19 protein-coding genes, 1 pseudogene and 1 riboswitch are annotated in these 22,913 nt (G+C 71.3%); of the genes and pseudogenes, 11 read left to right on the top strand and 9 right to left on the bottom strand.

Annotated features, from left to right (window positions below; translation table 11 throughout):
- Positions 1 to 5: 5 nt before the first annotated feature.
- The 4 genes and pseudogenes from JGR68_RS01910 to JGR68_RS01895 all read right to left on the bottom strand — a co-directional run bounded on the left by JGR68_RS01910 (position 6) and on the right by JGR68_RS01895 (position 3,007).
- Complete coding sequence (locus JGR68_RS01910) at positions 6 to 314, bottom strand: BolA family protein (RefSeq protein WP_199360147.1); 309 nt, start codon at positions 312 to 314, stop codon at positions 6 to 8.
- Complete coding sequence (locus tag JGR68_RS01905) at positions 311 to 1,537, bottom strand: acetate/propionate family kinase (RefSeq protein ID WP_199360146.1); 1,227 nt, start codon at positions 1,535 to 1,537, stop codon at positions 311 to 313. The genes JGR68_RS01910 and JGR68_RS01905 overlap by 4 nt, the downstream gene beginning before the upstream one ends.
- A gap of 20 nt (positions 1,538 to 1,557) precedes the next feature.
- A pseudogene (locus JGR68_RS01900) lies at positions 1,558 to 2,541 on the bottom strand (bifunctional enoyl-CoA hydratase/phosphate acetyltransferase); the annotation flags it as partial.
- Positions 2,542 to 2,560: 19 nt separating this feature from the next.
- On the bottom strand, positions 2,561 to 3,007 hold the full coding sequence (locus JGR68_RS01895; RefSeq protein ID WP_199360145.1) for a helix-turn-helix domain-containing protein: 447 nt from the start codon (positions 3,005 to 3,007) through the stop codon (positions 2,561 to 2,563).
- Positions 3,008 to 3,193: 186 nt separating this feature from the next.
- Here JGR68_RS01895 and JGR68_RS01890 point away from each other — a divergent pair, with 186 nt between their 5' ends.
- The 5 genes from JGR68_RS01890 (at position 3,194) to JGR68_RS01870 (ending at position 8,970) form a co-directional block, all read left to right on the top strand.
- Positions 3,194 to 3,934, top strand: coding sequence for a glycosyltransferase (locus JGR68_RS01890; RefSeq protein WP_199360858.1), 741 nt, complete (start codon positions 3,194 to 3,196; stop codon positions 3,932 to 3,934).
- Positions 3,935 to 4,028: 94 nt separating this feature from the next.
- Complete coding sequence (gene acnD / locus JGR68_RS01885; RefSeq protein ID WP_199360144.1) at positions 4,029 to 6,644, top strand: Fe/S-dependent 2-methylisocitrate dehydratase AcnD; 2,616 nt, start codon at positions 4,029 to 4,031, stop codon at positions 6,642 to 6,644.
- A gap of 110 nt (positions 6,645 to 6,754) precedes the next feature.
- A complete protein-coding gene (gene prpF / locus JGR68_RS01880; RefSeq protein ID WP_199360143.1) occupies positions 6,755 to 7,954 on the top strand; it encodes a 2-methylaconitate cis-trans isomerase PrpF in 1,200 nt (399 codons plus the stop codon).
- 3 nt (positions 7,955 to 7,957) lie between these two features.
- Positions 7,958 to 8,317: a 6-carboxytetrahydropterin synthase QueD gene (gene queD / locus JGR68_RS01875; RefSeq protein ID WP_199360142.1), complete on the top strand. Its 360-nt coding sequence runs from the start codon at positions 7,958 to 7,960 to the stop codon at positions 8,315 to 8,317.
- A 254-nt stretch (positions 8,318 to 8,571) separates the two neighbouring features.
- A complete protein-coding gene (locus tag JGR68_RS01870; RefSeq protein ID WP_199360141.1) occupies positions 8,572 to 8,970 on the top strand; it encodes a phasin family protein in 399 nt (132 codons plus the stop codon).
- Between the two features lie 107 nt (positions 8,971 to 9,077).
- Here JGR68_RS01870 and JGR68_RS01865 read toward each other — a convergent pair whose 3' ends face one another.
- Positions 9,078 to 9,917, bottom strand: coding sequence for a chorismate mutase (locus tag JGR68_RS01865; protein ID WP_234446554.1), 840 nt, complete (start codon positions 9,915 to 9,917; stop codon positions 9,078 to 9,080).
- A 179-nt stretch (positions 9,918 to 10,096) separates the two neighbouring features.
- Here JGR68_RS01865 and JGR68_RS01860 point away from each other — a divergent pair, with 179 nt between their 5' ends.
- The 3 genes from JGR68_RS01860 to JGR68_RS01850 all read left to right on the top strand — a co-directional run bounded on the left by JGR68_RS01860 (position 10,097) and on the right by JGR68_RS01850 (position 13,585).
- Positions 10,097 to 11,581 carry a UbiD family decarboxylase gene (locus tag JGR68_RS01860; protein ID WP_199360140.1) on the top strand — a complete coding sequence of 495 codons (1,485 nt, stop codon included), beginning with the start codon at positions 10,097 to 10,099 and terminating at the stop codon, positions 11,579 to 11,581.
- 90 nt (positions 11,582 to 11,671) lie between these two features.
- Positions 11,672 to 12,670 (top strand): peptidase U32 family protein, encoded by a 999-nt coding sequence (locus JGR68_RS01855; RefSeq protein ID WP_199360139.1) that lies wholly within the window; start codon positions 11,672 to 11,674, stop codon positions 12,668 to 12,670.
- 27 nt (positions 12,671 to 12,697) lie between these two features.
- On the top strand, positions 12,698 to 13,585 hold the full coding sequence (locus tag JGR68_RS01850; protein ID WP_199360138.1) for a U32 family peptidase: 888 nt from the start codon (positions 12,698 to 12,700) through the stop codon (positions 13,583 to 13,585).
- A 69-nt stretch (positions 13,586 to 13,654) separates the two neighbouring features.
- Here the strand turns inward: JGR68_RS01850 and JGR68_RS01845 are convergent, their stop codons facing one another.
- From JGR68_RS01845 to bioD, 3 genes are all read right to left on the bottom strand, one after another.
- Positions 13,655 to 16,846, bottom strand: coding sequence for a multidrug efflux RND transporter permease subunit (locus JGR68_RS01845; protein WP_199360137.1), 3,192 nt, complete (start codon positions 16,844 to 16,846; stop codon positions 13,655 to 13,657).
- Between the two features lie 5 nt (positions 16,847 to 16,851).
- Positions 16,852 to 18,114, bottom strand: coding sequence for an efflux RND transporter periplasmic adaptor subunit (locus JGR68_RS01840; protein WP_199360136.1), 1,263 nt, complete (start codon positions 18,112 to 18,114; stop codon positions 16,852 to 16,854).
- Positions 18,115 to 18,187: 73 nt separating this feature from the next.
- Entirely contained in the window at positions 18,188 to 18,946 is a 759-nt protein-coding gene (bioD, locus tag JGR68_RS01835) for a dethiobiotin synthase (protein ID WP_199360135.1), read from the bottom strand.
- Between bioD and JGR68_RS01830 the strand changes: the two genes are divergently transcribed.
- The 3 genes from JGR68_RS01830 to btuB all read left to right on the top strand — a co-directional run bounded on the left by JGR68_RS01830 (position 18,945) and on the right by btuB (position 22,103).
- Positions 18,945 to 19,430, top strand: a complete 486-nt coding sequence (locus JGR68_RS01830; protein ID WP_199360134.1) for a GAF domain-containing protein — start codon at positions 18,945 to 18,947, stop codon at positions 19,428 to 19,430. The genes bioD and JGR68_RS01830 overlap by 2 nt on opposite strands.
- Positions 19,427 to 19,777, top strand: a complete 351-nt coding sequence (locus JGR68_RS01825) for a TfoX/Sxy family protein (RefSeq protein ID WP_199360133.1) — start codon at positions 19,427 to 19,429, stop codon at positions 19,775 to 19,777. Before JGR68_RS01830 ends, JGR68_RS01825 begins: the two co-directional genes overlap by 4 nt.
- Positions 19,776 to 20,021: riboswitch (cobalamin riboswitch) on the top strand. (Overlaps the previous gene by 2 nt.)
- 129 nt (positions 20,022 to 20,150) lie before the next feature.
- Complete coding sequence (gene btuB, locus JGR68_RS01820; RefSeq protein WP_199360132.1) at positions 20,151 to 22,103, top strand: TonB-dependent vitamin B12 receptor; 1,953 nt, start codon at positions 20,151 to 20,153, stop codon at positions 22,101 to 22,103.
- A gap of 102 nt (positions 22,104 to 22,205) precedes the next feature.
- Here the strand turns inward: btuB and gph are convergent, their stop codons facing one another.
- On the bottom strand, positions 22,206 to 22,913 hold the full coding sequence (gene gph / locus JGR68_RS01815; RefSeq protein WP_199360131.1) for a phosphoglycolate phosphatase: 708 nt from the start codon (positions 22,911 to 22,913) through the stop codon (positions 22,206 to 22,208).

The following is a 22,913-nucleotide window of genomic DNA, read 5'->3' as shown; positions in this document are numbered from 1 at the left end:
GCCGATCAGGCCGGGTCGTGCCGGCTGCCGCCCCTGCAGCGCGGCGAATCGGGCGCCGCGCCCTGTGCGGCCCATTCGGCCGCGGTGTAGGTGTGCAGGGCGAGCGCGTGGATCTCGCCCATCAGCCCGCCCAGCGCGGCGTATACCGCCTGGTGCCGGCGCACCGGCGACCGGCCTGCGAAGGCCTCGCTGGCAATGACGGCCTTGTAGTGGGTTTCCAGCCCGCGGCTGTGCAGATGGCTTTCGTCCAGCACCTCGAGGTGGCTGGGCGACAGCGCGCCGAGCGCGGCGTGGATGCGGTCGAGCTTGCTCATGCCGGCATTATCGCCGATCGCGCCTGCAGGGCCGCGATCCACTCCTCGTTGGTCGCCTCGACGCCGACGCGCACGCGGCTGCCGCCGGTCGAGATCAGCGCTGCGTGCGCGGCGTTGGCCGCGTCGTCCAGCGCCACGCCGAGGAAGGCCAGGTCGCGGCACACGCGCTCGCGGATGAAGGCATTGTGCTCGCCGACGCCCGCGGTGAAGACCAGCAGGTCGAGCCCGCCCAGCACCGCGGCCAGCGCGCCGATCTCGCGCACGATGCGGCGCACGTACAGCGCCAGCGCGATCCGCGCGCGCTCGCCCGCCTCGCCTTCGTCGTCTTCGTGCCGGACGATCACCCGCGGCTCCGACGAGATGCCCGAGACGCCCAGCAGGCCGGAGCGGTGGTAGAGCAGCTGCCCCACCTCGTCCAGGCCCAGCTTCTCGATCTCCATCAGGTAGAGCAGCGCGCCGGGATCGAGCGCGCCGGTGCGCGTGCCCATCATCAGGCCGTCGAGGGCCGAGAAGCCCATCGTGGTGGCGACGCTGCGCAGGTCCTGCATCGCGCACAGGCTGGCCCCGCTGCCGAGGTGCGCGACCACGGTCCGGCCGCGGGCGATGTCGCCGTGGCGTTCGGGCAGGACCGTGGCCATGTAGGCGTAGGACAGGCCATGGAAGCCGTAGCGCCGCAGGCCGCGCTCCCAGGCGTCGTAGGGCAGCGGCAGGATCTGCTCGACCTTGGGCAGGGTGTGGTGGAAGCCGGTATCGAAGCAGGCGACCTGCGGCAGGCGCGGATACTCGCGCAGCAGGATGGCCACGGCCTCCAGCGCGAAGGGCTGGTGCAGCGGCGCGAGCGGGATGAAGCCGCGCAGGTCCTCGAGCACCGACGCGTCCACGCGCACCGGCTCGGAATACCGGCTGCCGCCGTGCACCACCCGGTGCGCGACCACGCCCACGCGACGCCCGGCCAGGCGCGCGAGGATCCGGTCGCGGATCAGTGCCAGCGCGCTGCGGTAGGGCTGGCCGGCGTCGAGCGCGACCGCGAACGGCGCCACGCCGCTCTCGCCGAAGTCCGGGGCCGGCCCGCCAATGCCCTGGACCTTGCCGTTCCACAGCGCCGTGCGCGGCAGCGGATCGACGCCGCTGTCGTAGACCGCGAACTTGATGCTGGACGACCCGCAGTTGAGCACCACCACCAGGTCGGCGCCGGACGACGCCACGGCCGGCGCATCGGGCATGGCCGGCTCCACTGCAACGTTCACGGAGGGCTCTTGCGGTAGTGGTGCGCCAGCATCAGCGCGATCGCGCACGACGCCATGCGCGATTCGCGCGGATCGGCGCGGCTGGTCAGCACCACCGGCACCCTGGCGCCCAGCACGATCCCGGCGCTGGCGGCCTGGCCCATGAAGATCAGCTGCTTGGCGAGCATGTTGCCGCTCTCCAGGTCCGGCACCACCAGGATGTCGGCCCGGCCGGCGACCGGCGACGCGATGCCCTTGGCCTGCGCAGCCTCCATCGACACCGCGTTGTCGAACGCCAGCGGCCCGTCGAGGACGCCCCCGGTGATCTGGCCGCGGTCGGCCATCTTGCACAGCGCGGCCGCATCGAGCGTGGCCTGCATCGACGGGTTCACCGTCTCCACCGCGGCCAGGATCGCGACCCGGGGTTTGTCGATCCCGAGCACGCGCGCCAGGTCGATCGCGTTCTGCACGATGTCGGCCTTCTGCATCAGGTCCGGCGCGAGGTTCACCGCGGCGTCGGTCACCAGGAACGGACGCGGATAGTGCGGCGTCTGGATCACGAAACAGTGGCTCACGCGCCGCTTGGTGCGCAGGCCCGACACCGAGGCCACGACCGCCGACATCAGCTCGTCGGTGTGCAGGCTGCCCTTGATCAGGATCTCGACCTCGCCATTGCGGGCCAGTTCGGCCGCGCGCATCGCGGCGGCGTGGCTGTGCGCCACGTCCTCGACCGCGAGGCCGGAGATATCCAGGCCGGCGTCCGCGGCGGCGGCTTCGAGGCGGGCACGCGGCGCCACCAGCACGGGCTCGACCAGGCCGGCATCACGCACGTCGAGCGCGGCGGCCAGGCTCAGGGCATCGCAGGGATGCACCATCGCCGCACGCACCGGCGCCAGCCCGGCGACGTGCTCGAGCAGGCGCGCGAGGCCGTCGTTGCCATTGGCATCGGTGCGGCGGACCGGCCGGGCCTGCGCTTCTTCGGTCACCGGACTCGCTGGCGCCGGCGGCATCGCGCGCGGGTCACTCACCCGCGCCGTCTTCCAGCTGCCTGGTGGCGGCGCGCTTGCCCATGCCGCGCAGCGCGGCGAGCGCCTGCACCTGCGCCGCGCGTGGCGCGGTCTTGCCGGCTTCCCAGTTGTAGATCGACTGGGCACTGACGCCCGCGAGCCGGCCGTACTCCGCCGCCGAAATTCCCAGCTTCTCGCGATGCGACTTCAGGCCCTTGGCCTGGAAGCGGACGCGGGGCGACTCTCCCTCGGCCCTTGGCGCCACGGCGCTGCGTTCCGCGCGTGGCGCGCGCAGGCCGGTTTTCAGCTGTTTCGAAAGCGCCGCGACTTCGCGCTTCAGCGCGGCGATATCGCGCCGGTAACCGGCATTGGCCTTGCGCAGGGGGTCGAGCTGGGTTTTCGTCTCCTTGCGGGCAAGACGCGCGATTTCGGATTTCAGGACGGTTGCGAGATTGGCCACCGGTCATTACTCCATGAAGCAGCGGGGGATTAATGCCGCAGTCTAGGGTTTGAATGCGTCCTGCGTCGAATGCCGCATTTGCGGATTATCGTCAAACCTGCTGGTGGATTAATCACCGCCCTCACGCGGTCGACCGCACCGGGCGGCAGACTGGACACTGCGACGACCCCATGGACCGGAGCGACCGTGCTTTCGATCATCATCCCCGCGCATGACGAGGCGCCGGTGATTGGCGCCACGCTCGACGCCGTCTTCGCCGCCACGCGTGCCCGCCGCGCCGACGTGGACGTCATCGTCGTGGACGATGCCTCGACCGACGCCACGGCCGCCATCGCGCGCGACCGCGGCGCGCGCGTGATCCGGGTGGAGGTGCGCCATATCGCCGGGGCGCGCAATGCCGGTGCGGCGGCCGCCGTGGGCGACCGGCTCCTGTTCGTGGATGCGGACACCCTGGTCAGTGCGCAGGCGGTGGACGCGGCGATGCATGCGCTCGATTCGGGTGCGGTGGGAGGCGGCACGGCGGTGCGCTTCATGCGCCCGCTGCCGCTGCGGGTACGCGTCCTGGAATCGGCGTCGATCGTCGCGTTCCGGATATTCGGCGTCACGCCGGGCTGCTTCATCTTCTGCACCCGGGCGGCATTCACGGCCGCGGGCGGATTCGATGAAGGCCTGTTCGTTGCCGAGGACGTGGCGCTCGGGCGCGCGCTGGCCCGGCAGGGACGCGTGGCGATCCTGCGCGAGCCGGTCGTCACCTCGGCGCGCAAGCTGCACACCTATTCGCTGGGCGAGAAGCTGCGCTTCAGCCTGCGCTTCCTGCTCGCGCCGAGGCGGGCGGCGCGGACCCGCGACGCCCTGCCGCTGTGGTACGGGCCGCGGCGCCATGAACCGCCGGCGCGGCCGCCCGGGTCCGGCGACGACCGGCCCTGACCGGCGGCACCCGATCGCTCACGACACCAGGATCCAGGGCAAGCCGGCGCACGGCGATACAATGGAGGGTCCCCGCCCCACGCCCGTGCCCGCCATGACCGCCAGCCAGTACCGCAAGCCCCTTCCGGGAACCACGCTCGAATGGGTCGACGCCCGCGAGGCGGTGGAGGCCCTGCGCCCGGGCGCCTGGGCCCGCCTGCCCTACACGGCGCGCGTGCACGCGGAAAACATCGTCCGCCGCGCCGACCCCGCGCGCGTCGATGACTACCTGCTGCAGCTCATCGAGCGCCGGCGCGACCTCGACTTCCCCTGGTTCCCGGCGCGCGTGGTCTGCCACGACATCCTCGGGCAGACCGCCCTGGTCGACCTGGCCGGGCTGCGCGATGCGATCGCCGATGCCGGCGGTGACCCGGCGCAGGTGAATCCGGTGGTGCCGGTGCAGCTGATCGTCGACCACTCGCTGGCGGTGGAATGCGGCGGCTTCGATCCCGACGCCTTCACCCGCAACCGCGAGATCGAGGACCGCCGCAACGCGGATCGCTTCCACTTCATCGACTGGACGAAGCAGGCCTTCCGCAATGTCGACGTGATCCCGCCGGGCAACGGGATCATGCACCAGATCAACCTGGAGAAGATGTCGCCGGTGATCTACACGCAGGACGGCGTGGCCTTCCCGGATACCTGCGTCGGCACCGACAGCCACACGCCGCACGTCGACGCGCTGGGCGTGATCGCGATCGGCGTCGGCGGTCTGGAAGCCGAGAACGTCATGCTCGGCCGCGCGTCGTGGATGCGCACGCCGGAAATGGTCGCGGTTGAACTGGCCGGACGCCCGCAGCCGGGCATCACCGCCACCGACGTGGTGCTGGCGCTGACCGAGTTCCTGCGCCAGCAGAAGGTGGTGGGCGCCTATCTCGAGTTCCGTGGCGAAGGCGCCGCCGCGCTCACCATCGGCGACCGCGCGACGATTTCCAACATGGCGCCCGAATACGGCGCCACCGCGGCGATGTTCTTCATCGATGACAACACGCTCGACTACCTGCGCCTCACCGGCCGCACCGAGGAGCAGATCGCACTGGTGGAGACCTATGCGAAGACCGCCGGCCTGTGGGTGACCGATCTCATCGACGCGCAGTACGAGCGCACCCTGCACTTCGACCTGTCCAGCGTCGTGCGCAACATGGCCGGCCCGTCGAACCCGCACCGCCGCCTGCCGACCAGCGCGCTGGAAGAGCGCGGCATCGCCGGCGACCTTGCCGGCGCGCGCGCGCAGGAAGCCGAAGGCCTGCTGCCCGACGGCGCGGTGATCATCGCCGCCATCACCAGCTGCACGAACACCTCGAACCCGCGCAACGTGATCGCCGCGGCGCTGCTGGCGCGCAATGCCAATGCGCGCGGACTCACGCGCAAGCCCTGGGTGAAGACCTCGCTCGCGCCGGGCTCGCGGGCGGTGCAGCTGTACCTGGAAGAGGCGCAGCTGTTGGCCGAGCTCGAACAGCTGGGCTTCGGCATCGTCGGTTTCGCCTGCACCACCTGCAACGGCATGTCCGGCGCGCTGGATCCGGTGATCCAGCAGGAAGTGATCGACCGTGACCTGTACGCGGTGGCAGTGCTGTCGGGCAACCGCAACTTCGACGGCCGCATCCATCCGTATGCCAAGCAGGCGTTCCTCGCCTCGCCGCCGCTGGTGATCGCCTACGCGATCGCCGGCACCGTGCGCTTCGACATCGAGAAGGACGTGCTCGGCATCGACGCCGAGGGCCAGCCGGTCACGCTCAAGGACATCTGGCCCAGCGACGAGGAGATCGACGCCGTGGTCAAGGCCAGCGTCAAGCCGGAGCAGTTCCGCAAGGTCTACGAGCCGATGTTCCGCCTCCACGTCGATACCGGCGAGCGCGTGAGCCCGCTGTACGACTGGCGCCCGATGTCGACCTACATCCGCCGCCCGCCCTACTGGGAGGGCGCGCTCGCCGGCGAGCGTTCGCTCACCGGCATGCGTCCGCTGGCCGTACTCGGCGACAACATCACCACGGATCATCTGTCGCCCTCGAACGCGATCATGGCGTCCAGCGCCGCCGGCGAGTACCTGGCGAAGATGGGCGTGCCGGAAGAGGACTTCAACTCCTACGCCACCCATCGCGGCGACCACCTGACCGCGCAGCGCGCGACCTTCGCCAACCCGAAGCTGCAGAACGAGATGGTCCGCAACGAGGACGGCAGCGTCCGCCAGGGCTCGCTCGCGCGCGTCGAGCCCGAAGGCCAGGTCACCCGCATGTGGGAGGCGATCGAGACCTACATGGAGCGGCGCCAGCCGCTGGTGATCATCGCCGGCGCCGACTACGGTCAGGGCTCGAGCCGCGACTGGGCGGCCAAGGGCGTGCGCCTGGCGGGCGTGGAGGCGATCGTGGCCGAGGGCTTCGAGCGCATCCATCGCACCAACCTGGTGGGCATGGGGGTGCTCCCGCTGGAGTTCCAGCCGGGTACGACGCGGATCACGCTGGGCATCGACGGCACTGAGACCTTCGACGTCGTCGGCACGCCGGCGCCGGGTGCGACGCTGACGCTGTCGATCAACCGCGGCGACGGCTCCAGCGTCGAAGTGCCGGTCACCTGCCGCCTGGATTCGGACGAGGACGTCTCGGTGTACGAGGCCGGCGGCGTGCTGCAGCGCTTCGCGCAGGATTTCCTGGCGGCCTCGACAGCCGCGTAACGGGCGAAGGCATGCGATGCGGGTTCCCCGAAGGTGGGACCCCCGGCAGACCCGGCCGTCGCCCGCGGGCGCCGTGGGACAATGGCGCATAGCCCCAACGAGCGCTTTCCATGACCAGACGCCCCCACGCGCCTCAACTGAGGATCCCTGCCACCTACATGCGCGGCGGCACGTCCAAGGGCGTGTTCTTCCGCCTCCAAGACCTGCCCGAAGCGGCGCGCGTGCCCGGCCCGGCGCGCGACGCGCTGCTGATGCGCGTGATCGGCTCGCCCGATCCCTACGCCAAGCACACCGACGGCATGGGCGGCGCGACCTCGTCGACCAGCAAGTGCGTGATCATCTCGAAGTCGACGCGGCCGGACCACGACGTCGACTACCTCTACGGCCAGGTCTCGATCGACACCGCCTTCGTCGACTGGTCGGGCAACTGCGGCAACCTCAGCACCGCGGTCGGGCCGTTCGCGATCGCCAACGGCTTCATCGCGCGCGACCGGCTGCCGGAGAACGGCGCGTTCGCGGTGCGCGTATGGCAGGCCAACATCGGCAAGACCATCATGGTGCACGTGCCGATCGCCAACGGCGAGGTGCAGGAGGCCGGCGATTTCCAGCTCGACGGCGTGACCTTCCCGGCCGCCGAGATCGTGCTCGAGTTCCTGGATCCGTCGGACGACGACGGCGACGGCGACGGCGGCGCGATGTTTCCCACCGGCAACCTGGTCGACGAGCTCGAGGTGCCGGGCATCGGCACCCTGCCGGCGACGATGCTGTCGGCCGGCATCCCGACGGTCTTCATCAATGCCGCCGACGTCGGCTACGACGGCACCGAGCTGCAGCCGGCGATCAACGAGGACCGCGCCGCGCTGGCGACGCTGGAGGCGATCCGCGTCGCCGGTGCGCTGCGCATGCGCCTGATCGCGACGCCGGAAGAGGCGGCGACGCGCCAGCACACGCCCAAGGTGGCCTTCGTCGCGCCGCCCAAGGGTTACGTCGCCAGCAGCGGCAAGGCCATCGCCGCCGGCGACATCGACCTCAACGTCCGTGCGCTGTCGATGGGCAAGCTGCACCACGCGATGATGGGCACCTGCGCGGTGGCCATCGGTACCGCGGCGGCCATCCCGGGCACCCTGGTCAACCTGGCGGCAGGCGGCGGCGCGCGCGAGGCGGTGCGCTTCGGGCATCCCTCCGGCACGCTGCGGGTGGGCGCGGAGGCGGCGCAGGTCGACGGCCGCTGGACGGCCACCAAGGCGATCATGAGCCGCAGCGCGCGGGTGCTGATGGAAGGCACCGTGCGCGTGCCGGCGGAGGGCTGAACCATGGACATCTTCAAGGTCTTCACCATCGAGTCGGCGCACCGCCTGCCCAACGTGCCCGAGGGCCACAAATGCGCGCGGCTGCACGGCCATTCGTTCCGGATCGAGCTGCACGTGTCCGGCGAGCCGGGCGCGGACACCGGCTGGGTCATGGACTTCGCCGACATCAAGGCGGCGTTCCGGCCGCTGTACGACCAGCTCGACCACCACTACCTCAACGACATCCCGGGGCTGGAGAACCCGACCAGCGAGCGGCTGGCGACGTGGATCTGGGAGCGGCTGAAGCCGGCGCTGCCGCTGCTCTCGGAAGTGGTGGTGCACGAGACCTGCACGTCCGGCTGTCGGTATCGCGGCCCGGGATGACCGTTCTGGCGGGGCCTTCTGGCCGGCGAGGCCCCCCTGTAGGAGCGGCTACAGCCGCGATCGAGGTTACCGAAACGAATCGGCTATCGCGGCTGTAGCCGCTCCTACAGGTGGAGTCTGCGGTTGGGGTGATGGCGGCTTGGCGGAGGCTGGCTGAACGTGCCGACGAGCGGTTGTTGCGCTGCAACATCGGCCGGGCTATGCTGCACCGCACAAACCGGCAATTCCCTGCCGGACACCAGCAGGAGCCCGCCATGTACCAGAACATCAACGAGCAGTTCAGCGCCACCGCGCGCCAGTTCGCCGACACCGCCGCCCAGGTCAACCGCCTGGCCCTGGCCAGCGCCGAGAAGGCCTTCGGCCTGCAGCTGTCGACGCTCGAGCAGAACACCAACGCCGCCTTCGCCTTCTGGGGCGAGCTGGCCGAGGTCCGCGACATCGACGGCCTGAAGGCCGTGTGGCCGAAGGGCGTGCAGACCGCCCGCGAGAGCCTCGAGCGCTCGGTGAGCGCCGGCCAGGAAGTGTTCGGCCAGGCCGTGTCGACCAACGAAGCCATCGCGCAGATCGCCAAGGGCCAGGTCGAAGCCGCCCAGGCCAAGGCCGAGGACGCGGTGCAGACCGCCACCCGCGCCGCCGCCGGCAAGCGCAAGTAAGCGACGCGTCACAGCGGTCCCGGCAACGGGACCGGGGCATCGCGCGCCCCTCTCTCCCCGCGCGATGCCTGTCTACATCGACCCGGCAGCTTCGGCTGCCGGGTTTTTCATGTCCGGGCACCTCGGGCGGCGCGCGCCAGCCGGGCCCCGCGGTTCAGGCCGATGCGCAGCGCCAGCGGCACCGATTCCCAAGGCAGGCGCTCGAGCGTGTTGCGCGCGGTCAGGCCAAGCTCGACGTCGCCGGTCAGCACCAGGCGGCGCTGGAAGAACAGGGTGTCGGCGTCCTCGAGCCGGCCGGCGAGCAGCAGCAGGTCGGTGGCGGTGCCGCCCACGCTGGCCTCGGGCGCGCCCTCGACCGCCTGCAGGCGGCCGCCGCGCAGCTCTATCACCCAGTGCAGGTCGAGGTCGGTGACGTCGATGCCCAGGCGTCGGCCCTCCATGAAGGCGAGGCTGCCATCGGCCACCGGCGTGGCCAGCACCGCGGCCATGCCACGCTCGAGCAGGCGCTGCTGCAGCCGCGGCGGCAGCGCGCGCAGCAGCGGCGCCCAGCGCCGGGGCGGCGGCACCAGGCGCAGGAGCGCGGCGACGGCCTGGGGAGGAAGGTGAATGCTCTGCATGGCGTGGCGGCTTCCAGTGGGTGGGGCGTGTGCCGGGGCGGCCGGAGCCGGGTCGATGCCCTGGACGCGGCGGGCGTCGGCGATGGCCAGGGCGACGAGTCCGTCCGCGGTCGACGGCGGCAGGCCGACGCGGCTGGCGAGCGCCTCGACGCGCTGGCGCACGCGGGCTTCCCGCTCCGGATCGGCCAGCGGACGACCCGCGCGGACCTTGCAGCGTCCCACGCGCAGGGCCAGTCGCGCGCGCGCGCCCAGGAGCAGCACCAGCGCGTGGTCGATGCCGCCGATCGCCATGCGCATGCGCGCCAGCGAAGCGTCCGCCGCCGTGTCCAAGCCGTCGCGACCTCCCCCGGATTCCAGGGCGCCAGCAGACCATCCGGACGGGCGGCGCGTCGCTGACCTGGGTCAACCGCGAGCGCACCGGCGCTGCCCGGCGCGCGCTTGACGCGGATCAGGGCGCGACCCGGCCCCGGACGCGACCCTGTCGCCCTCGACCATCCCCGGGGATCTGCTTGGCCTTCCACGACCTGCGCTCCTTCCTGTCGCGACTGGAGCGCGACGGCCAGCTGCGGCGCGTCGCGGCGCCCGTAGACCCGGTGCTGGAGTCGACGGCGCTGTGCCTGCGCGCCTTGCGCGAGGGAGGACCGGCGCTGCTCATGGAGCAGCCGGTCGGCGCGCGGCACGCGCTGCTGGGCAACCTGTTCGGCCACCGCAGGCGCATCGAGGCGGCCTTGGCCGGGCGCCCCCTGGCCTCGCTGCGCGAACTGGGCGAGCTGCTGGCCGCGATCAAGGAGCCGCGCTGGCCCTCGAGCCTGAAGCAGGCGCTGTCGACCTGGCCGGAGCTGGCGCAGCTGGCCCTGGTCGCGCCCCAGGCGGTGCGCGAGGCGGACTTCAACGACGAGGTGCTCGAAGGCGACGGCATCGACCTCTCGCGCCTGCCGATCCAGCATTGCTGGCCCGGCGACGCCGCACGCCTGATCACGCTCGGCCTGGTGGTGACCCGCGGCACCCGCAAGCCACGGCAGAACATTGGCATCTACCGCATGCAGGTGATCGGCGCGGACCGCGTGATCATGCGCTGGCTGCCGCACCGCGGCGGCGCGCTGGATTTCGCCGACTGGTGCGCCGACCGGCCCGGGGAACCCTTTCCGGTGGTGGTGGCGATCGGCGTCGATCCCGCGACCACGCTGGCCGCGGTGGCCCCGGTTCCCGACACGCTGTCGGAATACGAGTTCGCCGGCCTGCTGCGCGGGCAGCGCACCCGCACCTGGCGTAGCGAGCGCACCGGCCTGGACGCGCCGGCCGGCAGCGAGATCGTGCTGGAGGGCGTGATCCATCCCGGCGAGACCGCGCTGGAAGGCCCCTTCGGCGACCACACCGGCTACTACAACGCCGCCGCGCAGTTCCCGGTGCTGCGCATCGAACGCATGCGCCTGCGCCGCGACGCGATCTACCAGGGCAGCTACATGGGGCGTGCGCCCTTCGACGAGCCTTCGGTGCTGGCGATGGCGCTCAACGACCTCTTCGTGCCGATCCTGCGCAAGGTGTTCCCGGAGATCGTCGACTTCCACCTGCCGCCCGAAGCCTGCTCCTACCGGATCGCCGTGGTCTCGATCCGCAAGCAGTACCCGGGGCATGCGCGCCGGATCATGATGGCGGTCTGGTCCTACCTGCGGCAGTTCACCTACACCAAGTTCGTGATCGTCACCGACGAGGACATCGACGTGCGCGACTGGTCGCAGGTGGTGTGGGCCATATCCACGCGCGTCGACCCGGCGCGCGACACGATGCTGGTGGAGAACACCCCGATCGATTACCTGGACTTCGCCAGCCCTGTGGCGGGCGTGGGCTCCAAGCTGGGCATCGACGCCACCAACAAGCTGCCGGGCGAGACCAGCCGCGCGTGGAGCCGGCCGATCGTGCCCGACCGCGATGTCGAGCGGCGCGTGGACGCCCTCTGGAGCGGAGTGATGGCTGCGACGATAACAGCGCGATAGGTGCGCAGACCCCGCCGACCTGATCCAGGTCAAGGACGGCGGCGCTCCCCCGAGGCGACGATGCCGCGTTCATCGACGCTGGAGTTCCGCATGCAACTGGTCTGTCCCGCCGGCAACCTGCCGTCCCTGCAGGCGGCCGTCGACGCCGGCGCGAACGCGGTCTATGCCGGCCTGCGCGACCAGACCAACGCGCGCGCATTCCCCGGGCTGAACTTCAGCAACGAGGAGCTTGCCGCCGGCATCCGCTACGCGCATGCCAGGGGCGCGCAGGTCTACCTGGCCCTCAACACCTGTCCCGACAGCGCGCGCGTGGCGCAGTGGGAGGCCGCGGTCGACACCGCTGCGGCCCTCGGCTGCGACGCGATCATCGCCGCCGAGACGGCGGTGCTCGACTACGCCGCGCGCACCCACCCCGGCCTTCCCCGGCACCTGTCGGTGCAGGGATCGGCGACCACCGCGCCGGCGCTGCAGTACGCCTTCGAGCGCTTCGGCATCAGCCGCGCGGTGCTGCCGCGCGTGCTCTCGATCCAGCAGGTCGAGCGCCTGTGCGAGCGCGCGCCGGTGGCGATCGAAGTCTTCGCCTTCGGCAGCCTGTGCATCATGGTCGAGGGCCGCTGCCAGCTGTCGAGCTACGTCACCGGCGCCTCGCCCAACCGCCACGGCGTGTGTTCGCCGGCGAGGTTCGTGCGCTGGGACGAGTGCGACGACGGCAGCCGCACCGCGCGCCTCAACGACGTCCTGATCGACCGGTTCGAGCCGGCCGAGCCCGCCGGGTACCCGACCGTGTGCAAGGGTCGCTTCGACGTCGGCGGCGAGGCCTTCCACGCGCTCGAGGAGCCGACCAGCCTCAACACCCTGGAACTCCTGCCGCGGTTGGCACAGGCGGGCGTGGTGGCGCTGAAGATCGAAGGCCGCCAGCGCGGCGCGGCCTATGTCGCCTCGGTCACCCGCACCTGGCGCGCAGCCATCGACCGCCACCGCGCCGATCCGGCGGCGTGGGCGGTGCAACCCGGCTGGCAGCGCGAGCTGTCCGCACATGCCGAAGGCCACCAGACCACGCTCGGCCCCTACCACCGCGCCTGGCACTGACGTCCCCCGTATCGCAAGGAACCCCGCATGAAGCTGAGCCTCGGCCCGCTGCAGTACTTCTGGCCGCGCGAGCGCACGCTGGCCTTCTACCGCGATGTCGCCGACTGGCCGGTCGACGTCGTCTACCTGGGCGAGACCGTGTGCAGCAAGCGCCGCGAGCTGCGCACCGTCGACTGGCTCGACCTGGCCGAACGCATGGCGGCCGCCGGCAAGGAGGTGGTGCTCTCGAGCTTGGCCCTGATCGAGGCCGAGTCCGAGCTCGGGGTGCTCGAGCGCCAGGTCGACCATGGGCGCTTCTGGCTGGAAGCCAACGACCTGTCCGCGCTGCAGCTTTGCCGCGTGGCCGGCCTGCCCTTCGTGGCCGGGCCCACGCTGGCCGTGTACAACCACCGCGCGCTGGCCCTGCTGGTCGAGGACGGACTGCGACGCTGGGTGCCCGGCGTGGAACAGGGCCGTGAGCTGGTCGCGGAGCTTCGCGACGGCATGCGCGACGACGGCCACGCCATGCCGGAACTCGAAGTCATCGCCTGGGGCCGCCTGCCGCTGTCGTTTTCGGCGCGCTGCTTCACCGCGCGCGCGCTCGACCTGCCCAAGGACCAGTGCGGCTTCCGCTGCATCGACCATCCCGACGGCTTGCCGCTGGCCACGCGCGAGGGCAAGCCGTTCCTGCGCATCAACGGCATCCAGGTGCAGGGCGACGAAACCACCGACCTCGGCCCGGAGCTGCCCGCGCTCGCGGCACTCGGCGTCGACCTGCTGCGGATCTATCCGCAGGCCGAGGGCACGCGCGGGATCGTCGAGCGCTTCGACGCCGCGCGCGGCGCGTCCGTACCTCTGCCGGCGCTGGGCGCGCGCAACGGCTACTGGCACGGCGAAGCGGGCATGACGCTGGCGGGACACGCGGCGGGCCGCTGACGGCCGCGCCCGGCCGCCAAGGGCTGACCGGTTGCGCACAAGGGCCGGATGGTTCCGGCCCTGCGGAGATCAGCCTGCAGCCGGCGGCAACGCGTCTCCATCGGCCCGTCGAGCGGCGGGTGCCGGATCGTCCAGCCGCTCGCCGAGTACGCGGCGGACGCTGACGAAGAACACCGGGATCAGCAGCAGGCCGAGGAAGGTCGCGAACAGCATGCCGCCGATCACGCCGGTGCCGAGCGCATGGCGCGCGTTGGCACCGGCGCCGGTGGACAGCGCCAACGGCAGCACGCCCATGATGAAGGCGAACGAGGTCATCAGGATCGGGCGGAAGCGCATGCGCGCGGCCTCGATCACCGCCTCGCGCAGCGGCTTGCCGGCCGCGCGCTCCAGCACCGCGAACTCGATGATCAGGATCGCGTTCTTGGCCGCCAGGCCGATGACCGTGACCATGCCGATCTTGAAGAAGATGTCGTTGGTCAGGCCCGGGCGCAGCATGGTGAAGACCACCGCGCCAAGGATGCCCAGCGGCACGATCAGCAGCACCGCCACCGGGATCGACCAGCTCTCGTAGAGCGCGGCCAGGCACAGGAATACCACGACGACCGACAGCACCAGCAGCAGGGTGGCCGTGTTGCCGGCGATGATCTCCTGGTAGGACATGCCGGCCCAGTCGTAACCGAAGCCCGCGGGGAGTTCATCGGTGACGATCCGCTCCATCGCCCCCATGGCCTCGCCCGAGCTGTGGCCCGGCGCCTGCGAGCCGACGATGTTCACCGCCGAATAGCCGTTGTAGCGGGTCAGCGACGGGGTGCTCATCGACCACTGCGAATCCACCACGCTGGTCAGCGGGATCATGTTCGGGGTGCCGTCGGCATCCGGGGCGGCCGGGGTGAAGAAGCGCGACAGCGAGCCGGGATCGGTGCGGTAGGCCGCGTCGGCGCGCATGTTCACCCGTTTCACGCGGCCGTCGGCGAAGTAGTCGTTGACGTACACCGGCGCCAGCATCAGCTGGATCGCGCTGTAGATGTCGTTCACCGACAGGCCCATGGCCTGCGCCTGCACGCGGTCGACCGTCAGCTTCAGCTGCGGCGCGTCCTCCAGCGTGTTGGGCCGCACCGCGGTCAGCGCCGGATCCTGCGCCGCCGCGCCGAGCAGCTGGTTGCGCGCCGCGGTCAGCGCCTCGCGACCGAGGCCGGCGCGGTCCTGCAGGTACATGTCGAAGCCGCCGAACTGGCCCAGGCCCTGCACGGTCGGCAGGTTGACCACGAAGATCTGCGCGTCGCGGATGCCGTACAGCGCGCCGTTGGCGGCCTGCAGGAAGTCCTGCACGGTGCCTTCGCGGTCGCCCCAGTCGGTGAGCTTGATGAAGGCCATGCCGACGTTCTCGCCCTGGCCGACGAAGCTGAAACCCGCCACCTGCATCATGCCCTCGTAGCCGGGCACCTGTTCCAGCGTGGCACGCACGTCCTCGAACACCGCCTGCGTGCGCTGCAGGGTCGAACCCGGCGGCAGCTGCACGATCGCCATCGCATAGCCCTGGTCCTCTTCCGGCAGGAAGCTTCCCGGCAGGCGCGTGAACAGCAGGCCGGTGGCAACCACCAGCACCGCGAACACCAGCATCCAGCGCGGGGCATGGCTCACCGCGCTGCCGATATGCCGCACGTAAACCGCGGCGATCCGGTCGTAGTAGCGGTTGAAGGTGCGGAAGACCACGTTCTGCCGCTTGCCCGTGCCTTCCGGGGCGTTCGGGTCGTGCGGCTCGTGCTGCTTGAGGAAGGTCGCGCACAGCGCCGGGGTGAAGCCCAGCGCCAGGAAGGCCGAGAACGCCATCGCCACCGCGATGGTGATCGCGAACTGCTTGTAGATCTCGCCCGAGGCGCCGCCCTGCAGCGCGCTGGGGATGAACACCGCCGCCAGCACCACGGTGATCGCGACCACCGCGCCGGTGATCTGGTCCATCGCCTTGATCGTGGCCTCGCGCGGCGGCAGGTGTTCCTCGGCCATGATGCGTTCGACGTTCTCGATCACCACGATCGCGTCGTCGACCACGATGCCGATCGCCAGCACCATCGCGAACAGCGTCAGCTGGTTCACGGTGAAGCCGATGATGCTCAGGCCCAGGAAGGTGCCCAGCAGCGCGATCGGGATCACCAGGGTCGGGATGATGGTGGCGCGCAGGTTCTGCAGGAAGATCAGCATCACCAGGAAGACCAGCACCATCGCTTCCATCAACGACTTGACCACTTCCTTGATGGAGATGGTGACGAAGGTGGTGCTGTCGAAGGGCGAGAACCACTCGACGCCCTGCGGGAAGCTGCCCTGCAGCTCGTCCATGCGCGCGGTCACCGCTTCGGCCACGGTCAGCGCGTTGGCGCCGGGCAGCAGCTGTATCGCGAAGGCGCCGGTGGGCTGGCCGTTGAACTTGGTGTCGAACCCGTAGCCCTGGGCACCGATGTCGATCCGCGCCACGTCCTTGAGCCGCACCGTGCTGCCGTCGGCATCGGCGCGCAGAATGATGTCGCCGAACTGCTCGGGCGTGGCGAAGCGGCCCTCGGCCGAGACGGTGGCAGTGAAGCCCTGGCCTTCCGGCGCCGGGTCGGCGCCGATCGAGCCGGCGGCGAACTGCACGTTCTGCCCACGCACCGCCGCCAGCACCTGCGTCGCGGACAGGCCGTAGCCCTGCATCCGGTCCGGGTTGAGCCAGATGTTCATGGCGTACTCGGAGCCGAACTGCTGGGTGCTGCCGACGCCGGGCACGCGCGCGATCTGCTCGAGCACGCTGGCGCCGATCAGGTTGTTGAGCGCGTTGCGGTCGAACGACGGGTTGGACGAGCGCAGCGCCACCACCATCAGGAATCCGGCATTCGCCTTGGCCACCACCACGCCCTGCTGGGTGACCTCGGTCGGCAGGCGCGGCGTGGCCAGCGCGACCTTGTTCTGCACCTGGACCTGGGCGATGTCGGGATCGGTGCCGGTCTGGAAGGTCAGGGTGATGCTGGCGCGGCCCGAGGAGCTGGAGCTCGAGCTGAAGTACAGCAGGTTGTCGATGCCGGTGAGCTGCTGCTCGATCACCTGGGTGACCGCGCGCTCGGTGGTCGCGGCATCGGCGCCGGGATAGCCCGCGCCGACGGTGACCTGCGGCGGCGCCACGTTCGGGTAGGACTCGACGCCCATGTTGAGGAGCGCGATCACGCCCGACAGCGCGATCAGGATCGAGATGACCCAGGCGAAGACCGGATGGTCGATGAAGAAGCGGGGCATCGGCGTCAGCCCTGGTCGGCGGCGGGTGCGGCGGCAGCGTCGGCATCGGCGCCGCCGTCGTCAGTCGCCTGGTCGGCCTGGCCGGGATCGGGGCTGGCCCCGGCGCCGCCGGCAGCCCGGTCCGCGGCCGCAGGCCCGGCCGGCTTGGCGCCCGGCGCACCGGCCCCACCGGCCGCGTCGACGGGCGCGGCCGTGGCCGGCTCGCCCACGCGCGCACGCTGCAGGCCGGACACCACGACCTGGTCACCGGCTGCAAGGCCATCGGTCACGATCCAGTTGCCGGCCTCGGCGCGCGCGGTGGTGACGTCCTTGCGGGCGACGTTGCCGTCGGCGCCGACCACCAGCACGTAGGGGCCGGTGGCGTCGCGCTGCACCGCGGCCTGCGGCACCTGGTACACGCCGTGCTGCACGCCCAGCGTCGCGACCAGGGTCACGTAGGTGCCGGGGAGCAGCCGGCGGTCGGGATTGGGCAGGGTCGCGCGCAGCGACACCGCACCGGTTTCCGGATCGACCACGTCGCCGGAGAAGTCCATCACGCCGGGGTGGGCGTAGACACTGCCGTCGGGCAGCAGCACCTGCACCGCGACGGGACCGTCGCGGTCGAGTCCCATGCCGCGGACGCGGTCGAGGTCGCCGGCGCCCATGCTGAAGTTCACGTACATCGGATCGATCTGGTCGACCGTGGTGAGGAGCGTCGCCGTCCCCTGCCCCACCAGGGCGCCCTCGGTCACCTGCTGCTTGCCGGCGCGGCCGGCGATCGGCGCACGCACCGTGGCGTAGCCCAGGTTGATGTTGGCGCTCTCCACCGTCGACTGCGCGGCCTGGACCGCGGCATTGGCGCTGCGCTCGGCGGCCAGCGCGTTGTCGAGATCGGACTGCGAGATGTACTTCTGCGGCGCGAGGCTGCGCGCGCGCGCGGCGGACGCGCGGGCGTTGGCCTGGTTGGCGCGGGCCTGGGCCAGCGCGGCCTGGGCCTCGCCGGCGGCGGCCCGCAGCGGTGCCGGGTCGATCTCGAACAGCACCTGGCCTTCGGCCACGTCGCTGCCTTCCTGGTAAACGCGGCGCTGCACGACGCCCGGCACGCGGGCGCGCACGTCGGCGCTGCGGTAGGGCGCCAGGCGCCCGACCAGGTCCAGGCGCAGCGGCGCATCGGTGGGCTGCACCACCACCACCCCGAGCTCGGGCGGCGGCGGGGCCTGCTGTTCTTCCTCTCCTCCGCAGGCCGCCAGGGCCGCGAGCAGGATCGGGATCAGGACGATGCGGCGCATGGGAGGTCCTTGGGGGAGGAGATTCTGAACTCGCAAGTATGGCATCGCCACCTTGGCGCAAACGTGCAGGAAGTCAGGGACGGGCGGGTAAGGCGAGGCCGGTCCGGCCATCCGGCAGGCCGGCCCCGCCGGCGTCCGCGAGCGCCGCCGCAGCCCGCGAGAGGGTGGACGCCAGCGCGTCCGGGTCGCGTGGCGGCGCCACGTGCGGCAGGACGCCCAGGCAGGGGACGGGCAGCGCATCGCGCAGCAGCTCGAGATACCCAGGGCCACGTGCGAAGTCGGGATCGACCGCGCTGCCGACCCAGCCAAGCAGCGCACAGCCGTCGGCCTGGATGGCGCGCGCCGACAGCCGGGCATGGCTCAGGCAGCCCAGGCGCAGCCCCACCACCAGCAGCACCGGCAGGTCGAGGGCGCGTGCCAGGGCGGCGTGCTCGAGGCCATCGGCCAGCGGCGACAGCCAGCCGCCGGCGCCCTCGACCACGACCACGTCGGCGCCTGCGGCCAGGCGTGCGTGCGCGGCCAGGATCGGCGGCAGCGTGACCGTCATGCCCGCACCGCGCGCGGCCAGCTGCGGCGCGGTCGGCTCCGGGAGCGCCCAGGGATTGACGTCGCCGTACGGCGGCACGGGATCGCTCGCAGACTGGAGCGCCAGCGCGTCCTCGTTGCGCAGGCCCTCGGGCGTCACCTCGCAGCCCGCGGCGACCGGCTTCATCCCGACCGCCCGCAGGCCATGGGCGCGCAGCGCGTGCAGCAGGACCACGCTCGCAAGGCTCTTGCCGACCCCGGTATCGGTCCCGGTGACCAGCACCCCCCGCGCTACACTCGTGGCCATGTTCACGATCTCGCTTCCAAGCGGCGACAAGCCGCAACAATACGCCCAGCTCGCCGCCCAGGCGCGCGCCCTTCTGGCCGGCGAGCGCGACCGCGTCGCCAATGCCGCCAACCTGTCCGCGCTGGTCTACCACGCGCTGCCGGAGCTCAACTGGGTCGGCTTCTACTTCTACGACGGCACCGAGCTGGTGGTCGGCCCGTTCCAGGGCCAACCGGCCTGCGTGCGCATCCCGCTTGATCGCGGCGTGTGCGGCGCCGCGGCCAGCAGCGGCGAGACCCAGCGGGTTGAGGACGTCGAAGCCTTCCCCGGCCACATCGCCTGCGACGCCGCCTCGCGCTCCGAACTGGTTGTCCCGCTGTTCCACGGCGGCGCGCTGGTGGGCGTGTTCGACCTCGACAGTCCGGTTCCGGGCCGTTTCGACGTTGAAGACCAGCAGGGACTCGAGGAGATCGCACGCGTGTACGTGGAATCGCTGGTGACATGAGCGCGACGCCGCTCAAGATGCGCAACATCGGGCCGAAGTCGGCCGCATGGCTGCGCCAGGTCGGCCTCAGGACACCCGAGGACCTGATCGACGCGGGGCCGCTGGAAGCCTTCATGCGCATCAAGCGCGCCGGCTTCAAGCCCAGCCTCAACCTGCTCTACTCGCTCGAAGGCGCCCTGCGCGACTGCCACTGGCAGGACGTCCCGGATGACCGCCGGGTGGAACTGGTGACCGCCGCCGAAGCCGCCATCGCCGGGCTTCCGCCGCCACGCAACCGGCCGCCGGCCGGACCGGTCACCACCACGGTGATGCACGACGACGACGACGAGGCCGCGTCGATCGCTTAGACTGCGCGCACTTTCTGGTGACCCGAGGGGATTCCTCCAAGGGTTGAAACGGGAAGCCGGTGACCTTCGATCCGCCACGGCGGCGAGGCATTCCGGCGCTGCCCCCGCAACGGTAAGCGTGGAACACCCTGGCAACCGCCACTGTGCATCGCACGGGAAGGCGCCAGGGCCGGACGCGATCGGCACGCTGCCGCATCACGTCCTCCCGCGAGCCCGGAGACCGGCCAGGAAGACGACTGGTTGCGATGCGGAGGGCATTGCGGCGGCAGCGCGCCGTGGCTTTCCCCGCACGTCTCCTACCGTCGCATCCCGATGCCCGCAGCCTCCCTTGCGAACCCGTCGCGCGGGCGTGCGCGACGCAGTGGAGATCCCGATGAAACCGCAGTACCAGCTCCTTTCCCTTGCCGTGGCGCTTGCCCTGTCCCCGGCCGCGATGGCCGGCGGCGCGATCCAGGCCACCGATCTCGACACCGTCGTGGTCACCGCCACCCGCACCGCGATCAACGCCGAGGACGCCAACGTCCCGGTGCAGGTGCTCGACCGCGCGGTGATCGAGCGCAGCCAGGCCACGTCGCTGCTCGACCTGCTGCGCGGGCGCGCCGGCATCAACCTCGCCAACCAGGGCGGCCCCGGCAAGCTGTCGTCGCTGTTCCTGCGCGGCACGGAATCCGACCACGTGCTGGTGCTGGTGGACGGCGTGCGCATCGGCTCGGCCAGCGCCGGCATGGTGATGTTCCAGGACCTGCCGCTGGACCAGGTCGAACGCATCGAGATCGTCCGCGGTCCGCGTTCGAGCCTGTACGGCTCCGAGGCCGTCGGCGGCGTGATCCAGATCTTCACCCGCCGCGCCGGCGCCAATGCCGGGCTGCGCCCCAATGCCAGCCTGGGCATCGGCAGCAACGGTTTCCGCCAAGCCAGCGCCGGCATCGGCCGCAGCAGCGCGCGCGGCTGGTTCCAGGCCCAGGGCGCCTGGCAGCGCACCGATGGCATCGATTCCTGCCGCGGCACCGCCGAGGGCTGGGGTGCCGGCTGCTACGTCGACGAACCCGACCGCGACGGCTACCGCAATGCGTCGGCGAGCCTGCGCGGCGGTGGCACCGTCGGCGAGGTCTTCGAGCTGGAGGGCCATGCCCTGGTGGCCGATGCCTTCAACGAATACGACGGCACGGTCTTCGGCGGCAACGAGACCGACAACCGCCAGCAGGTCATCGGTGGCCGCCTGGGCTGGCGGCCGCGCGCGGGCCTCGACGTCAGCGCGCGTATCGGGCGCGCCGACGACAAGGCCACGACCCATTACGTCGACCCGGCCACCGGCACGCGCAGCTTCGCCAGCACGATCGACACGCGCCGCAATACGGCGTCGGTGCAGGGCGACATCACCGCGGGCGAGGACCAGGTGTTCAGCGCCGGCGTCGACTGGATGCGCGACCAGGTCACCGGCAGCACCGCGTTCACCGTGCGCGACCGCGACAACACCGGGCTGTTCCTCGCCTGGCAGGGCGGCTTCGGTGCCCATGACGTGGAGGCCAGCGTGCGCCACGACGACAACGAACAGTTCGGCGGGCACTCCACCGGCAGCCTCGGCTACGGGTTCGCGTTCGGCCACGGGCTTCGCTTCACCGCGAGCGCGGGCACCGGCTTCAAGGTGCCGACCTTCAACGACCTCTACTACCCCGGCGGCTGGGGCAATCCGGAGCTGCAGCCCGAGGAATCGGCGACGCTCAACCTCGGCATCGCACGGTTCGGCAAGCGCTGGAACTGGACCTTCAACGCCTTCCAGACCGATGTCGACCAGCTGATCGGCTATGACGTCGACTTCGCCCTGGTCAATGTCGACGAGGCGCGCATCCGTGGCGCCGAGCTCACCGGGTTCGTCTCGCTCGCGGGTTGGGACCTCAACGCCGAACTCAGCCACATCGACCCGCGCAACCGCAGCGCCGGCGTGAACCACGGCCACTGGCTGCCGCGGCGTTCGCGCAACACCGCGCGCGTGGACGTGGACCGCGCGTTCGGCGACGTGCGCCTTGGGCTGAGCGCGTTCGGCAGCGGCGCGCGCTACGACGACGCCGCCAACCAGGTCCGGCTGGGCGGCTACGGCACGCTGGACCTTCGGGTCGAAGTGGCGCTCAACGCTGACTGGACGCTGCAGGCGCGCGCCAGCAACATCTTCGACCGCGCGTACGAGACCATCGCCTGGTACAACCAGCCCGGCCGCGAATACGGCCTGACGCTGCGCTACCAGCCCGCCGCCCGAACCGACGGACCGCACCACCCCGCCGCCCACCCTGTAGGAGCGGCTACAGCCGCGATCACGACACCCCGATAGCAATCACCGCCACGACGGCGCGACAGCGATCGCGGCTGTAGCCGCTCCTACAGGGGGCGGGGTGATCGCGCGGCGGGATGTCGATCGCGGCTGTAGCCGCTCCTACGGGGAGTCTGTCGGGGAGCGGCTCAGGTGCGGCAGGGGGGCGAGGTCGTCAAGGACGGCGACGGCGCCGGCGCGTTCGAGGTCGAAGTCGCGGGGGTAGCCGTGGCGCAGCAGCACGAGGTCCATGCCGGCGGCCTTCGCGGCGCCGGCATCGGCTTCGGAATCACCGACCATCAGCGTGTCGCGTGGCGATACGCCGTGCAGCGCCGCGAGGTGCAGCAGCGGCAGCGCGTGCGGCTTGCGCTCGGGCAGCGTGTCGCCGCCGACGACGTGGGCGAAGTACCCGTCGATGCCCATCGCCTGCGCCAGCACGCGCGCCATGCGTTCGGGCTTGTTGGTCGCCATCGACATCGCCACGCCGGCACCGGCCAGCGCGTCGAGCGCTTCGCGGGTGCCCGGATACAGCCGCGCGCGCAGCAGCAGGCAGTCCTCGTAGTGGACCATCAGCCGCGGCATCACCTCGTCGACATCGGCGCGGCTGCCGGCATGGCGCAGCGCGCTGTCCAGCAGTACGTGCGTGCCCAGGCCGATCCACGACCGCACCGTGGCTTCGTCCTCGCGGGAATGGCCGAGCTCGTCGAGCGTGCGGTTCACCGCCTCGGCGATGTCGGCGGCGCTGTCGACCAGGGTGCCGTCGAGGTCGAACAGGACCAGTGCATACGGGAAGGACACGCGGTGGCTCCTGGAGTCGGGGGGGAGGCACAT

Origin of the sequence: Luteimonas sp. MC1750, from assembly GCF_016615955.1 — a bacterium.
Taxonomy (GTDB): Bacteria; Pseudomonadota; Gammaproteobacteria; order Xanthomonadales; family Xanthomonadaceae; genus Luteimonas.
The sequence above is the reverse complement of the archived record's forward strand: the minus strand, read 5'-3'. Positions and strand labels throughout refer to the sequence as shown.